This window comes from Pseudomonas sp. PDM03, from assembly GCF_014852385.1.
In the GTDB taxonomy this organism is placed as follows: Bacteria; Pseudomonadota; Gammaproteobacteria; order Pseudomonadales; family Pseudomonadaceae; genus Aquipseudomonas; species Aquipseudomonas migulae.
Genome location: NZ_JACVBM010000010.1, coordinates 49,070 through 64,294 on the forward strand (window position 1 = coordinate 49,070; position 15,225 = coordinate 64,294).

Consider the following 15,225-nt stretch of genomic DNA (forward strand, 5'->3'; position numbering starts at 1 on the left):
CTGTTGAATTGCGCTAAACCTCATAACAACCAAATAGGAGTTGCTCATGCGCCCATTAAACCCACTGGAAGGATTTAAAGTAGATCCATCTGCCATCAAATATATCGGTCACAACCTCCATAGACCTGAATGTATTTTGGCAGAGCGCGACGGATCATTATGGACTGCTGATGCTCGCGGCGGCGTCGTTCACATTCAACCTGACGGTAGGCAAGCGCTGATTTTGCCTAGCGAAGCAGCTACACAATCAATAGTGTCATCTGACGATGAAGAGTCCAGGTTAACCACGGGTAGTCTGCCAAACGGCTTGGCTTTCGCTCGTAACGGGGACATCATTATTTCGAATTTTGGGACTGATCGACTGGAACTAATGAGTCGCTCCGGAGCGTTCAGTTTACTCGCAGACTCGATAGACAGCCTACCGATAGGAAAGGTAAATTTCGTTCTAAGAGATAGTAAAGACCGGATCTGGATGACCATCTCCACACGCACAAAAAACTGGATGGAGGCGATGAGTCCCAATGTCTGCGACGGCTATATTGCCTTATACGAAAATGGAAAATTGAGAGTCGTTGCAGATGGATTTCATTTTACAAATGAGATCAGACTAGATGCAAATGAAGAGTGGTTATACGTTGCCGAGACCTGCGCAATGCGAGTTTCAAGGTTGCGTGTACTCGACGATGGCTCTCTGACCGATCGCCAAGTCTTTGGCCCTGATAACCATCGTGGTTTTATCGATGGAATAGCTTTCGATTCTTTCGGCAATCTGTGGGGCACTCACATTATGCTCGATAGAATTTTCGCAATTACTCCTGATGGCGAACTTAAAATAATTCTGGATGATGACAAAGGAAGCGAGGCAGGTAAAAAGCTGCTCGCAGCGTTTGATGAAGACAAGGCTAATGCTGAGTTGATGCTCGCGTGTGGCGGAAAAATTTCTCCTTGGTTCACGAGTATCACATTCGGTGGAGTTGACCTTTCTACAGTATATGTTGGCAGCCTGAGGCACGACCGCATAGCTTACTTTAAGTCGCCCGTCGCCGGACTTCCGATGGTACATTGGTAATCGCACTAATCGAATTAATGTCGTCTAAAAAGCAAAAGGAGGGTCTCCCCCTCCTTTCTTCGCATCAAACCTCTTAGTCCACTCTTCAAAACACTCATCACACCACCACATTATTCAATTTGGTGAATTGTGAATTCGCCCAGTCGCTATATATCAATCTTCCAAGCCTCGATAGTATTTCGACGTCAACTTTCTTCAAGTCGCTTTATGATATTGCATACAGCGTTTTAAACATTCTGAATGTCTCCGACCTAAGGAGTAATCGATGTCAGACAATTCTCATGAGAACCAGCCAGCAGGTTATATGCCAGCTAAGGTCTGGAGTCCGAAGTCCACCTACGGCGGCCAATTTGCCAGCATCAATCGTCCGGTATCAGGTTCCCGGTTCGTACAAGAGCTGCCGGTAGGTAAGCACCCCCTACAGCTTTACTCGCAGGGAACGCCCAATGGTCAGAAGATCACGATCATGCTGGAGGAACTACTTGCGGCAGGGCATTCAGGCGCTGAATACGATGCATGGCTGATAGATATTTTCGAGGGAGACCAGTTCGGCAGCGGCTTCGTCAATATCAACCCCAACTCCAAGATTCCAGCGCTTGTGGACCATACAACGGATCCCGTTACTCGGGTTTTCGAGAGCGGCTCGATCCTGGTCTACCTTGCGGAGCAGTTCGGCGCGTTCCTGCCCACTAACCCCAGAGCGCGAGCCGAGACTTTCAACTGGCTGATGTGGCAAATGGGATCCGCTCCCTTCGTTGGCGGCGGCCTGGGCCATTTCTATGCTTACGCGCCGATCAAGATCGAATACGCGATCGATCGTTATGCCATGGAAACCAAGCGACAGTTACATGTTCTGGATACCCACCTGGCATCGAATGAATTCCTAGCGGGGGACGAATATACGATCGCAGATATGGCTGTTTGGCCGTGGTACCCCGGCAGTCTTTACGGTGTTTACGCCACACACGAGTTCCTTGCTGTAGAGGAATACAAGCATCTGCTGCGCTGGTATCACGCGATTGCCGCTCGACCCGCAGTTGCGCGCGGCAAAGTCGTTAACCGCACCTCTGGAGCTCCGGGCGAGTTCTTGCGAGAGCGTCATGATGCACGTGATTTTGAATCGTTGATAAAATAGAAGGAAGGTACTGTGAAACTGTATTTTGCGCCTGGCTCTTGCGGTCTTGCTTCACAAATCGCATTGCGCGAGTCCGAGCAGAAGTTTGAACTTATCAAAGTCGACTTCGCCACCAAAACAACTGTTGAAGGTAATTACTACGAGGTAACGCCAAAAGGCTACGTGCCTGCCTTAAAATTGAAGAACGGTGACGTCCTCACTGAAGGGGCGGTGATTTTGCAATGGATTGCAGATGGCAACCCTGAGCGTAGACTTTTACCTGAATTTGGTACCCGGGAGCGCTATAAGGCCCTGGAATGGTTAAACTTTGTGGCTTCTGATTTGCATAAAGGCATGGGCGTGATGTTTTCGTCGTTTGTGGATGGAGCGTCGAAGAGTCGCTTTGCGGAAGGCTATATGGGTCCTCATTTTGACTATATTGAAAAGCACCTGACTAACAACGATTATGTTTTAGGCGACACATTTTCAATCGCGGATGCCTACTTGTATAATGTTTTGACTTGGGCACCAAGAGTGAATATTGACCTATCCAAATACACCTCCATTCAGAAATTCATGGCACGAATGGGGACGCGGCCAAGTGTTCGCGATGCTTTGGCAGCCGAACAGCTTTAATTAGATAAGCGCCCCTGCAAAGCTCCATGGCAATTTGTAATGTGGAGTTTTGCAGGTCTTTATTCGCGCATCGTCGGATGATTGGAAAACAAATCTGCGATCCACTCTACAAACACGCGAACCTTGGCCGAAAGGTGACGGTTCTGTGGATATACGACATGAATCGGCAGGGGCTCATTGGTCCAGTCTTCCAGTATTGGAATTAATCGTCCGTCCTCGATAAAGGGTGTCATCAGAAAATTGGCCATTTGCACAATGCCCAGCCCTGACAGGCCCGCGGAGGTATAAGCATAACTGTCGCTAAGCGCAATGTGACTGGATAGCGCGACCTGAACACTTTCGTCGCCTCGCGTGAAATACCAATCAAATGGTTTACCCCCACGGGAGGAGAAGTAGTTCACACAACGATGATGCACAAGATCGTCGGGGTGCGTTGGTCGCCCGTGTTGCTCCAGATATGCGGGTGAGGCGCAAGTGACGTAATTCATTGTTCCAACCCGTCGCGCAATCAACCGTGAGTCAGCCAAACGGCGACCACCACGTATGGCACAATCCACGCCCTCTTCCACCAGGTCAACCGGACGATCGCTGCAACCCAGTTCCAATCGGATATCCGGGTACAACGCGAAGAAGTCAGGAAGAGCAGGAATGATCACGTCGCTGGCCAGGCCGGTAGGAGCATCGACGCGCAGACGCCCCGATGGATTCCGGCGGCTTTGTATTAAAGAATCCTCCGCATCGCGAACGTCTGAAAGTATCTGTAAGCACCGCTCATAGTAGACAGCACCATCGGAAGTCACACTGACGTGGCGCGTGGTCCGGTTCAACAACTTCACCGATAGAGAAGTTTCCAACGACTGTATCAGGGTGGTGACGGTTGCCTTGGGAAGCTTCAGGTTTTCAGCCGCACGATTGAATCCGCCGGTATCCACCACCTGGACGAACACCTCCATTGCTTGGAATTTGTTCATATTGTTCCTTGAGTGCGCGGAGCCAATAGCTTTTTACAGTTTGAATTTCGAAACCATCATATTGAATGAGGCCGCAAGGTGGGACAGTTCTCGACTGGATCCTGCCGTCTGGTTCGCTCCGGCAGTGGTTTGTTCAGACAGCTGTTGGATGTTGTGTAGATTTTTGTCGACTTCGCGAGCGACTTGCGCCTGTTGTTCGGAGGCGGAGGCAATCACCAGGTTACGTTCGTTGATCTGATAAACGTTGCGTGCGATTTGCTCGAGCGCGGTGCCTGCCTGGCGCGCTTTATTCTGGGTAGCCGTTGCCACCGCAAGACTCTTGCCCATCGCGGCGACCGCGCTGTCGGCATCGGTCTTCACCGCGCCAATCATGGTTTCAATCTCGACTGTTGACGCTTGCGTTCGATGAGCCAGCGCACGAACTTCATCGGCGACCACTGCAAATCCTCGCCCCTGCTCGCCAGCGCGCGCTGCCTCAATCGCGGCGTTCAACGCCAGTAAATTGGTCTGTTCAGAGATGCTGCGGATAACATCCAGAACCCCACTGATGTTGTGCACACGAGAAGCCAAATCAGTAACTGTCTCGGATGACCTCTGAATATCACTTAGCACGATATGAATGCCGTCGACTGTCCGCTCAACCTGGTTGCGCCCATCCTCCGCCTCGTCTGTAGCGTGTCGTGAGGCATCCGATGTGGAGACCGCATTTGTAGCCACGTGTTCTATAGCATTGGTCATCTCAGTGACAGCAGTCGCGGCTTGTTGAATCTCATCATTTTGCCGGATCAGGCTACGTGTACTCTCATCGGTGACCGCACTCAGTTCTTCTGAGGATGTAGCCAGTTGATCCGCTGCGCTCGCAATTTCCAGCAATGTATTCTTGAGACTGATCTGCATGTCGCTCAACGCGGCCAGGAGTCGGCCTGCCTCATCAGAGCGCTCAGTGCAGATCGGATGCGTGAGATCGCCACTGGCAATACGCTCGGCACTTGCCACAGCTTCGGCCAGAGGGCGGGTGATCATGCGCGTAATGATGACGCCAGTGCCCAAGGCAAATAAAAAGGCGGCAACGATGCCGATGATTAACTGAGAGAAAACAGTCTGACGCAGCTCCATGGCCCGTTTGGCGCCGTCCTGAATCCCTTTGTCATTGTGAGTCACCATTTCTCGCAAAGACTGTCGCAGCTCTCGAAATACTTGAAGGTTCCCGTTATCAAGCTGCTTCTGTGCAATCTCGATTTCACCATTATTGATATGCTCGAGTGCTTTGCGAGAGGTTGCGATATAGCTCGACCAGCGCTCGTCAATATTCTTGAAAACATCTTTATCTTTGCCCTGGAGAAGGTCGCGCGAAGCGCTCAACGTCCGTTCTACAGTGTCAAGGCTGTTCGTTATTTCGCTATGCAGTCTTTGGATATCGGCCTCGGGAGCATTCAGTGCCTTGGCGCTTATTAAGCGATAAACCCCCCGATTGTGTGCCGTCACCCCGCTCAAAATATTTCCCACGCTGGAGACCGCTATCAGATCCTCAGAATAGGTCTTCGACAGCGCATCTGCTAACCGTCCAACTCCCGTAATTCCAATTGATCCAACGAGCAGCGTGATACAGGCACATAAAAAAAAAGCACTCTGCAATTTCGTTGAGAATTTATACTTGGCAAACATGTTTATTTATTTTCCTGTCAGGCTGAAATTTCCAGCTTTCATCTGTTGTGTAGTCGGGCATACAGCTACTTTGTCTATCGCATCCTGAGTGATGAGCGCTTGCACGATGATCATCGCGGGTCCCAGCACTTCAGCGATCAGATCTGCCTTATGGGTCGGTCGCACCACTCGGCCACAAGGGATGAAGAGCGGATCGTTAAATCTTGCCCGTAGTTTGCTCAGCACATTGCTGACTGCAGGTTGCGTCACTTTCAGCGTTTTGGCCGCTTTGGATACACCTCTCTCCTGATAAACCACCAGAAACGTGACTAACGAATTGAGGTCAAACTTGTGGAAGATCGTTTGATCAATTGGCATCATGCTTCTCCGCCAGTGTGCGGAAAGTAGCTGGCAAATCGAACGCCCAGTGAACGCCTGCCAATCATCCAAATCAATGCGTTGAACTCTGAAGCGATAAAATGAGCTCGCATCGCTTCCTTGTTTTCCCAATAGCCACTAAGTAACCAAAGGTTAGGATACAACGCACTATTAGTTAACCCGTATGCTAAGCAGCCGGGCAACTTTTCAAATCTAGATATATAGTTGACAACGCAGCATCTGAACGCGCTTACATTGCCCTCCGTGATTTCGATTTCAAGAGTGCTGACAGCGTTGATTAACATGGCAGTGCCCCTATTTAATTACTTCAATCTGCGTCTCAGGACAAAACTGTAACGCCGAATATAAGTATGGAAGGTTTCACACTTCAAAAATCCATCAAATCTTGAATTGCTTGACCTGCATCCTTAGTCGCTCGCCGAGTTCCGTAAGTTTTTGTGCTGTGTTCGCACCGACCAACGCATCATCTGCTACAGAATCCACTGCGTGGGCAATAGCGGTCATGCTGCGATTGATTTCCTCGGCAACCGACGTCTGTTCTTCTGAAGCGCTGGCAATTTGCGCATTCATGTCATTGATGGTTTCGATCAATAGCGCAATCGAGTCCAATGACTCTCCGGCCTGATTGGCCAGCTTCCCAGTGATCTTGCCGGACTCACTGGAACGCTCCATGGCAACCACCGCTTCTTCGGCGCCGCGCTGCAATGAACTGATCATCTCGTTGATCTCTACGGTGCTTTGTTGGGTACGACTGGCAAGCGCTCGTACTTCATCTGCCACTACAGCAAATCCACGGCCAGCATCTCCGGCTCTCGCTGCCTCAATTGCAGCATTGAGCGCCAGTAGGTTCGTCTGTTCAGCAATTGATCGGATAACGTCCACAACGCTCGCGATCGAATGAACATCTGAACGGAGGTTATCGAGCGAAGCACTCGTTTGGTTAACATCCGAAATCAGTTCATGAATGCTGGCGATGCTCTTGTTCACTACAGACTTGGCTTCGCTGCTCACATCGGAGCCTTCGCGGGCAGCCTGCGAGGCACTTTGCGCGCTGGCAGAAACCTGATGAGCTGCCGCGGACATTTCGTGAATGGCAGTGGCAACCTGATCGGTCTCAAGTCGCTGCCCAGTCATTGCTTTTTCGGAACGAGAGGCCTGCACAGATACATTGTCGACCAACAGTGCCAATTGATCTGTCATCTCGGAGATCTGTCGGACCAGTCCACGAATTTTTTCGACAAATCGATTAAACGACTTCGACAGTGCTCCTAGTTCATCGTCGTTTCCGTCGGGTAGACGGCGTGTGAGATCTCCGTCTCCGGCCGCTATATCATCGAGATTCTGCTTGATTGCTAGGATAGGTTTAACCAGACCATTACCCAGGACAGCAGCTACGACTGCAACGATGAGCAGCAGCAACGCCACCACAGTTACGATCATTGCGGCAGAAGCACCCAATCGTGTCTGCATCGATGTCGCAATGACCTGTACACGTTCTTCTACGTCATCCAGATTGACTTGAGTGCCAAACGACAGGTCCCATTTAGGAAGGTAGTGGTAATAACCGATCTTTGGAACTGGCTTGTCACTGCCCGGCGTTGGCCAGTCGTAGCTAAAAAATGCTGGCCCTGATTTACTGGCTGCGACCAGGCCGCGAATCACATAGATCCCGTTGGCATCCTTGACGTCCGAAAAATCCTTCCCTATATCCTGGTCCTTATCAGACCAAAAAACACGCACGCTGCCGGACGTATACCCAGCGAAGTAGCTCGCTTTGTCGAATTGAAGAGTCTTGAGAATGGCAATGGCTTGTTTGCGAGCCTCCATATCCCCCTGCTCAGAGGCATCGTAAATTGGCTTGATAGCCGCCTCTGCGATTTGCTGATAATTCTTGAGGGCAAGTTTGCGCTCTTCCAGAAGCAATTCCCTAGCCTGCTCGACCTCTTCTGCAGCCAGACTTTGCAATACAAACCAAATTATTCCGCTGATGACCAGTGCCAAAGAAAGGCTTGGAATAACGGCAAGCAATATGACTTTACTGCGAAATTTTAGAAACACAGCGCCCTCCCCTTAATAGGATAAAACCATCGTTTTTTTCTTATGTTAATATTTTTAGATGATAAAAACTGAATTACTCAACCAACCCTTAAAAGCGCTTATTGATCAATAGAGTGGACACCAGACATTTATCCAGTGCCCGTCGTTTAATTCCGAGCAACGTTGCTTACGCCCTGGATCTCACAAACTTCCACGTTGAACAAAGCTCTGCCATCCGCGCATATGATTGATGAATCGCTCGCTCAACCCACCCTTGCGCAAATAGTCAGCCGTCACTGGAAGTTTTGGACTGTCGTAGAAGGGGTCTGCCTCTACTTGAAGAGGGAAGTCGCGCTGAAGAATGCCGGCCCGACCAATCAACACAAAGTCGCATCCTTCATCCATTAATTGCCCGGCGCGTTGGGCGCTCATGATCTTGCCTGCTGTTCCTATCCTTACACCTCTGCGTGGAAGCTCTGTGAAAACACTCAGCATGCTCTGTCCTTTGAACGTACCGTCTTGCACGATCTGAGCGGAGTCCCAAAGGGCCAGGTCCAGATAGTCGATCAACTCTCGATCAAGTATGTCTGCAGTAATATCGCGCAATTCCTCCAGACGCAGCCCGTAGCGCTCGACCGACAAACGCCAGCCGATTTGAAATTCAGGGCCACATTCGCGCCGAATACCCTCGATGACCTCGAGCGTGAGGCGGGCGCGATTCTCGATACTACCGCCGTATTTATCGGTCCGGTCGTTGAATTGCGGGGACATGAACTCCGACAGGATCCACCCGAAAGCACCATGCACTGCAACACCATCAAACCCTGCCAGTTCTGCTCTTTTGGCGCCGGTAATAAAGCTATCGCGAATGCGTTCTACTTCTTCAGTCGGCAGCGCTCTGACACCCGGCACGGTGTAATCGGAAGCAGGCGCTGGAACGCCTCCCAACAACGGATTTGCACGATGTCCCGCATGGTGCAATTGCACCGCAGAGAGACCACCACCTTCGCGGATCGAAGTGGCCATCTGCGTCAAACCTGGCAAATGAGCGTCGCTGAAGATGCCCAACTGTCGGTCAAATCCAATACCCGTTTCCTCGACGTGCGTGGCGCAGGTTTGCATCAATGCGTAACCCCCTTGCGCAACCTGTCTGATCCATTCCTGATCGAATTCAGACGCGAAACCGTCACGCCCACTCTGTTGATTGGTAAGCGGGGCCAGCATGAAACGGTTTCGCATTGCTGGACCATGCAAGAGAGTGAGCGGTTTGAATAAATCTGAGACGGACATGTAAAAATCTCCAACTGCCAAGTGTGTCTTACCAAGATCGACCGGTAGGGTTGGGTAAAGGCCAGACAAGTTCGAATGGCCCTTCGCCCCCTTCCCTATCAGCCTTTCGTCCCGGACTTCTCAGCGTCGCCGACTTGCCAGCCGCCGCCGAGTGCGCGCACCAGATCTACGGTCGCTCGAGCACGCTCGCCTTCTGACTGGATAAGCGATTGCTGACTGCGCAGTAGGGTGCGCTGCGCATCAACCACCACGAGATAGTCGACATCGCCCTCATCGAATCTTTGCTGCGCAGACCGTGCGACACGCGACGATGCTTCTTCTCCACCGCGTTGATGGCCGATTCGCTCGTCGAGTGTCCTGATGGACACCAATGAGTCCTCAACCTCGCGGAAGGCTTGGAGTACCGTTTTGCGATATTCACCGACCCGCTCGTCATAAAGGGCGCGGGCGCGATCAATGTCGGCCTCGCGTCTTCCGCCATCAAAGATAGGTAGGCTCAAGGCCGTTCCTACCAAAGGACCTAGGAGGAATGTTCGCTGCGACCAATTGGTCAGGTTTCCCAGATCCGTCGACTCATAGCCCACAGCCCCGGTCAGCGAGAGCGAAGGAAAAAAGGCAGCCTTCGCCACGCCGATCCTGGCGTTCTCGGCGGCCATGGCTCGCTCTGCGGCTGCGATGTCCGGCCGACGCTCAAGCAACGTCGATGGGATACCTGGCGGAATCTGAACGGTGACGTTTTCCAGGGGTTTTGGCTCAAGCGTAAACGACGCCGGAGGCTTGCCCAGCAACGTCGCCAACGCGTGCGCCGTCAGTGCGTACTGGCGTTCGACTGCTAATTGTTCAGCCCGGGCAGAGAACAGTTCTGTTTTTGCCTGATCGACAACATAGCTGGCCACGTCGCCGTCATTCAGCCTTCGCTGCAGCAGTGTCTCGGTGTCTTCGCGAAGCTTCACGGTTTCCCGTAGCAGGCGATGTTCGCCCTCCAGTTGACGGAGGCTGAAGTAGGTTCTGGCGACGTCGGCCTGAACAAGCAGCAACATCTGGTGGGCCAATGCTTGCTGCTGATCCGCATCAGCCTGAGCGGCTGCGACCCCAGCCGAGACACGACCAAAAAGGTCTACTTCGTAGGCAACGGTTGCCTGCGCCCGCCATAGTGTTTGAGTGGTTCCGGGTGCGCCATCCCCGTACCCGTCAGCTGCACCTGAAGTGCGCTGACGAGTTGGGCCGAAACCGAGGTCAACGTCCGGGAAACGGGCCGCCTGGCTTCGAGCAGTGAGGGCCCGGGATTGCTTGAGCCGCGCCATTGCGATGGTGACATCGGGATTGGCTACAAGGGCCTCCTCTTCCAGTTGCTCCAGCGTCGAGTCGCCCAGTACCTTCCACCACGGAGAAGGTTTTTGCTGGTCCGCAGGTTCAGCTGGCTGCCAGCGCCCAGGTTCTTCGGTGGACTTCAATGCTACAAATGCCCGGTGATCGTACTCCGCATAATTCGCTGGCACATCGATGTCCGGTCTGTTCTCGACGGGCGTCATCGAGCACGCCGACAGAAGCGACACACCGACTGCGAGTGCAATTGCACTTCTGTTTACCCGTGCCCCTGGCAGGCGTGCGTGGTTTCGGTTGCTCATACCAGACTCTCCGGCTGCTTCTGTTCAAGATGATGAGGGACGAGGGCCGGGGCTTCGTGATGCGCTGCAGAGCGCAAGGGTTTGCTGCCGCCAAGCGCCCGCACGACCACGTAAAACAGCGGTGTGAGGAACAGACCGAACAGCGTGACGCCAATCATTCCGAAGAACACCGAAATACCCATCGCCTGGCGCATCTCTGCACCTGCCCCTGTGGACAGAACGAGAGGAATGACGCCCATGATGAAGGCCATTGAAGTCATCAGGATCGGCCGCAGACGCAGACGACAGGCTTCGATCACTGCCTTCACCGTGGACATCCCGGCCATCTCCAGCTCACGGGCAAACTCGACAATCAGGATGGCGTTTTTCGACGCCAGACCCACCAGCACGATGAGACCGATTTGCGTGAAGATGTTGTTGTCGCCCTTTGTGAGCCACACCCCGAGCAATGCGGAGAAGATGCTCATCGGGATGATCAGGATGATGGCCAGCGGCAACGTCAGGCTTTCGTACTGGGCGGCCAAAACGAAGAACACAAGGAGCACGCAGAGCGGAAGAATCCAGATCGCGGTGTTACCTGCAATAATTTGTTGATACGTCAGGTCGGTCCATTCATAGGTCATGCCCGCTGGCAACGTTTCAGTGGCGATCCTTTGGATCGCGGCCATGGCCTGGTCCGATGAGTAGCCTGGAGCCGGACTTCCGCCAATGTCAGCAGCGGTAAAACCGTTGTATCGAACGACTTGATCCGGACCATAGGTCTGAGACACCTTCGCCACCGAGGCAAGCGGAATCATTTGCCCTGACTCGCTGCGTACGTGCAGTTGCCCAATGTCATCCGGTTTGGAGCGGAATTGATTGTCGGCCTGCATGCGTACTTGATAGACACGCCCCAGGAAGTTGAAGTCATTGACGTAGTACGAGCCAAGGAAGGCTTGCAACGTGTCGAATATCGCCGGCGTGTCCACGCCGAGCTGCAGCGCTTTCGCACGGTCGATGTCAATCTTCAGCTGAGGAACGTTTACCGTGTAGGTTGAAAACAGCGGACCGAGTTCTGGCGCTTCGGATGCTTTTTTTATGAAAGCCTGAGTCGCTTTGTAGAGCTCTTCATAGCCGAGGTCCGATCGATCTTCGATCTGTAGTTTGAAGCCCCCAAGTGTTCCCAGACCATAAACCGGCGGAGGTGGAAAAATGCCGGTGAAAGCGTTACCGATGGTGCTGAATTCACGGGCAAGATCGGCCGCCACCTGATTTGCGCTGATACCTTGGCGATCTTTGAACGGCTTGAGCAGGACGAAGCTCAGCGCAGTGCTGGAGCTTTTCGTCACGGCGTTGATCGAAAGGCCGCTGTAGGCCGACGTCCCCATGACCGCAGGATGCTTGAGCGCGATCTCGTTCATCAGGTTCATGGTTGCTTCGGTGCGATCCAGTGTCGATCCCTCCGGCAACTGAGCGAGGCTAACCAGGTATTCTTTGTCCTGTGCAGGCACAAAACCACCTGGAACATGACCGGTGAGCCACCAGGTAGCGCATAGCAGTCCCGCGTACACCACGAGCATTGCGCCCTTATGCTTGACCAGACCACCAATGCTGCCTCCGTATCCAACGGATGCACGATCAAACGTCCGATTGAAGCGTCCGAAGAAGCGGCCAAACAGCTTTTGCGTCACACGGGTCACGGCATCAGGAGCCTCGCCATGTCCCTTCAACAGCAAAGCCGAGAGTGCTGGAGACAATGTCAGCGAGTTGACGGCAGAGATCAGTGTGGAAATGGCGATGGTGACCGCGAACTGTTTGTAGAACTCCCCGGTCAAGCCACTGAGGAAGGCCAGCGGCAGGAAGACAGCGGACAGCGTAAGAGCGATGGCAATGATAGGGCCACTAACCTCCCGCATCGCCTGATACGTCGCCTCACGGGGATTCAGCCCGCGCGCGATGTTTCGCTCCACGTTCTCGACTACCACGATGGCATCGTCGACCACAATGCCGATCGCTACCACCAGGCCGAATAGCGAAAGCGTGTTGATGGAGTACCCTGCCAGCAGTAGGAAGGTAAACGTGCCGATGATCGAGATCGGTACCGCCAGCAAAGGGATAATCGACGCGCGCCATGTCTGCAGGAACAGAAATACGACCAGCACCACCAGCGCCACGGACTCCAAGAGCGTTTCGATAACAGCATCGATACCACTCTGAACCGCACGGCTCGGCTCATAGACAACTCGGTAGATGAGGTCTTGTGGAAAGTCCTTTTCGAGCTCCTTCATGACCCGATGCACTTCGCGAGAAATTTCTAGCGAGTTGGCTCCGGGAGCTTCTTGCACGGTCACCGCGACCGCAGGTGCGTTGTCCAGTGTTGCGCGGATGCCGTAATCCTCGGCGCCGAGCTCTACGCGGGCAACATCTCCCAGTCGAGTAATTGCCCCTCGAGCATCGGACTTGATGACAATGCTTTTGAACTCTTCAGGGGTTTTGAGTCGCCCATCGGCGTTGACGTTAAGCTGGAATGCAGTGTCCGAAGGCGTAGGTGCGCTGCCGATGGTACCGACTGCAGCCTGAATGTTTTGACGACGAATAGCGTCGGCAACATCGTTGGCGCTAAGACCACGCTCAGCCAGCGCGGCCGGGTTCAGCCACACACGCATGGCATAACCACCAGGCCCCCAGATCGACACTTCACCAACGCCTGCAATTCTTGCCAAACGATCCTTCACGTGGAGGATGGCGTAGTTGCTCACGTAGTTATTGTCGTAGGTGCCATTCGGCGAAACCATGTGTACGGCAATGGTGATGATGGGCGAGTTCTTAATAGCTGTAACGCCCAGCCGTTGAACATCCTCTGGAAGTCGCGCTTGAGCCTGGGAGACACGCGTCTGCACGAACTGTTGAGCTTTATCGGGATCGGTTCCAAGCTTGAAAGTCACCGTCAGATACAGGTGCCCGTCACCGCTGGCTTTCGAATCCATGTACAGCATGTCTTGCACGCCGTTAATGGACTGCTCCAGTGGTGCCGCAACTGTTTCCGCGATGGTCTTGGCGTTCGCGCCCGGGTATTGAGCATGCACCACAACAGAGGGAGGAATGACCTGCGGGTATTCCGACACCGGCATATTGAACGCCGAGACGATCCCCGCAAGCAGGATAAGCGCCGATAGCACACACGCAAAGATCGGGCGATCGATGAAGAATTTGGAGATGTTCACGACCGGCCTCCGTTGGAGGCACTGGCAGGCTCCTTCTGAACGTCGGCGGCGACCGCAGACACCTCGGAACCCGGTGGAGCTCGGAATGCACCGTCCACAATGATTCTGGCACCCGCTTCAACTCCGCTGCGCAGAACCCGTTCTTTTCCCTGGAGAACGCCGAGCTCGACGAAACGCCGTTCGACCTTGTTCTGAGCGTTCACGATCAGCACGTACTTGCGGTCCTGGTCGGTGCCCACGACGGCATCGTCGACCATCACGGCGTTGTACGGCTTCCCACCCTGAAGACGAACTCTTGCCTGGAGACCCGGGAGCATTTCGGGGCTCACACGGTCAATCCTGGCGCGAACTCGCACTGTTCCCGAGCGAGTATCCATCTGGTTATCGATCGCCTCGATGATGGCCGCATAGGGGAAGGCGTTATCGTTAGCAAGACCAACTTTGATCACCGGTTGCGCACCGGCCTGCAGCGAGGGTGCGATGATTCGCAGGTAGCTCTGCTCGTCCACGTTGAAAGACGCGTAGAGCTTGTCGTCAGAAACAATTCGGGTGAGTGGTGTCGCATCCCCACCTGCCCGCACTACGTTGCCCGCCGTGATTTCCGCGCGCGAGATACGCCCTGCAATCGGCGCCTTCACTTGCGTGTAGCTGAGCTGTAACTGAGCCTCAGCCAATGCAGCCTGCGCGCCTTTCAAAGATGCCGCTGCCTCTCGGGCCGCATTGTCGAGCACGTCAAACTCTCTGCGCGCGATTGAGTTCGACTCCATCAGCCTTTTCCCACGAGCCTGCTCGAGTTCAGTAAGCCGTTTGCGCTCTTCAGTAACGGATAGGTTCGCCTGCGCCTGACGCACCTGGGTCTCAAGCGGCGCCGGGTCAATGGTGAAAAGAAGCTCGCCCTGACGAACATGCTGACCGGCCTTGAAATGCACGGTCAGCAAAGTTCCCGGCACTTTCGGTCGTACGTCTACGACGTCCACCGCTTCGAGGCGACCGGTGTAATCCTGCGAGTCCGACACCGCGCGTTGCAGTGCTGGTTGGTACTTCACGGTCGGCAGTGCCGCAGCTGCTTCTGCGCGTACCTGCGAACCATTATTCAAGAGGACACTCCCACCGCCAATCACTGCGATGGCAACCGTCAGGACCGCTAGATGATGTTTCTTAAAGGGATTCATGTGATGTGCCTAGCCAAGTTGGATAGCTTGGAGTCTGAGCACGCTTCGCATGGACATCTAGA

11 protein-coding genes and 3 pseudogenes are annotated in these 15,225 nt (G+C 53.5%); 3 read left to right on the top strand and 11 right to left on the bottom strand.

Annotated features, from left to right (window positions below):
- The first annotated feature begins 46 nt into the window (after positions 1–46).
- The 3 genes from IB254_RS15830 to gstA all read left to right on the top strand — a co-directional run bounded on the left by IB254_RS15830 (position 47) and on the right by gstA (position 2,819).
- A complete protein-coding gene (locus IB254_RS15830; RefSeq protein WP_192418004.1) occupies positions 47–1,069 on the top strand; it encodes an SMP-30/gluconolactonase/LRE family protein in 1,023 nt (340 codons plus the stop codon).
- Between the two features lie 265 nt (positions 1,070–1,334).
- The gene (gene yghU / locus IB254_RS15835) at positions 1,335–2,204 is read left to right on the top strand and encodes a glutathione-dependent disulfide-bond oxidoreductase (RefSeq protein ID WP_192418005.1); all 870 of its coding nucleotides are present in this window, start codon (positions 1,335–1,337) and stop codon (positions 2,202–2,204) included.
- 12 nt (positions 2,205–2,216) lie between these two features.
- Entirely contained in the window at positions 2,217–2,819 is a 603-nt protein-coding gene (gene gstA, locus IB254_RS15840) for a glutathione transferase GstA (protein ID WP_192418006.1), read from the top strand.
- A gap of 59 nt (positions 2,820–2,878) precedes the next feature.
- Here the strand turns inward: gstA and IB254_RS15845 are convergent, their stop codons facing one another.
- The 11 genes and pseudogenes from IB254_RS15845 to IB254_RS15885 all read right to left on the bottom strand — a co-directional run bounded on the left by IB254_RS15845 (position 2,879) and on the right by IB254_RS15885 (position 15,163).
- On the bottom strand, positions 2,879–3,790 hold the full coding sequence (locus IB254_RS15845) for a LysR family transcriptional regulator (RefSeq protein ID WP_192418007.1): 912 nt from the start codon (positions 3,788–3,790) through the stop codon (positions 2,879–2,881).
- A 33-nt stretch (positions 3,791–3,823) separates the two neighbouring features.
- A pseudogene (locus IB254_RS29875) lies at positions 3,824–4,516 on the bottom strand (methyl-accepting chemotaxis protein); the annotation flags it as partial.
- Between the two features lie 165 nt (positions 4,517–4,681).
- Positions 4,682–5,455, bottom strand: a pseudogene (locus tag IB254_RS29880) (MCP four helix bundle domain-containing protein); the annotation flags it as partial.
- A 6-nt stretch (positions 5,456–5,461) separates the two neighbouring features.
- Positions 5,462–5,812 (bottom strand): LysR family transcriptional regulator, encoded by a 351-nt coding sequence (locus IB254_RS15855; protein WP_192418008.1) that lies wholly within the window; start codon positions 5,810–5,812, stop codon positions 5,462–5,464.
- Positions 5,812–6,117: an antibiotic biosynthesis monooxygenase family protein gene (locus tag IB254_RS29885; RefSeq protein WP_192418009.1), complete on the bottom strand. Its 306-nt coding sequence runs from the start codon at positions 6,115–6,117 to the stop codon at positions 5,812–5,814. Before IB254_RS29885 ends, IB254_RS15855 begins: the two co-directional genes overlap by 1 nt.
- Positions 6,118–6,211: 94 nt before the next feature.
- Positions 6,212–7,033: a methyl-accepting chemotaxis protein gene (locus IB254_RS29890; protein WP_412548224.1), complete on the bottom strand. Its 822-nt coding sequence runs from the start codon at positions 7,031–7,033 to the stop codon at positions 6,212–6,214.
- Between the two features lie 36 nt (positions 7,034–7,069).
- Positions 7,070–7,891 (bottom strand): annotated as a pseudogene (locus IB254_RS29895) (cache domain-containing protein); the annotation flags it as partial.
- Positions 7,892–8,071: 180 nt separating this feature from the next.
- Positions 8,072–9,160, bottom strand: coding sequence for an NADH:flavin oxidoreductase (locus IB254_RS15870; protein ID WP_192418011.1), 1,089 nt, complete (start codon positions 9,158–9,160; stop codon positions 8,072–8,074).
- A gap of 98 nt (positions 9,161–9,258) precedes the next feature.
- Positions 9,259–10,788, bottom strand: a complete 1,530-nt coding sequence (locus tag IB254_RS15875; RefSeq protein WP_192418012.1) for an efflux transporter outer membrane subunit — start codon at positions 10,786–10,788, stop codon at positions 9,259–9,261.
- Positions 10,785–13,991 (bottom strand): efflux RND transporter permease subunit, encoded by a 3,207-nt coding sequence (locus IB254_RS15880; protein WP_192418013.1) that lies wholly within the window; start codon positions 13,989–13,991, stop codon positions 10,785–10,787. Before IB254_RS15880 ends, IB254_RS15875 begins: the two co-directional genes overlap by 4 nt.
- Positions 13,988–15,163: an efflux RND transporter periplasmic adaptor subunit gene (locus IB254_RS15885; RefSeq protein ID WP_192418014.1), complete on the bottom strand. Its 1,176-nt coding sequence runs from the start codon at positions 15,161–15,163 to the stop codon at positions 13,988–13,990. The genes IB254_RS15880 and IB254_RS15885 overlap by 4 nt, the downstream gene beginning before the upstream one ends.
- Between the last annotated feature and the right edge of the window lie 62 nt (positions 15,164–15,225).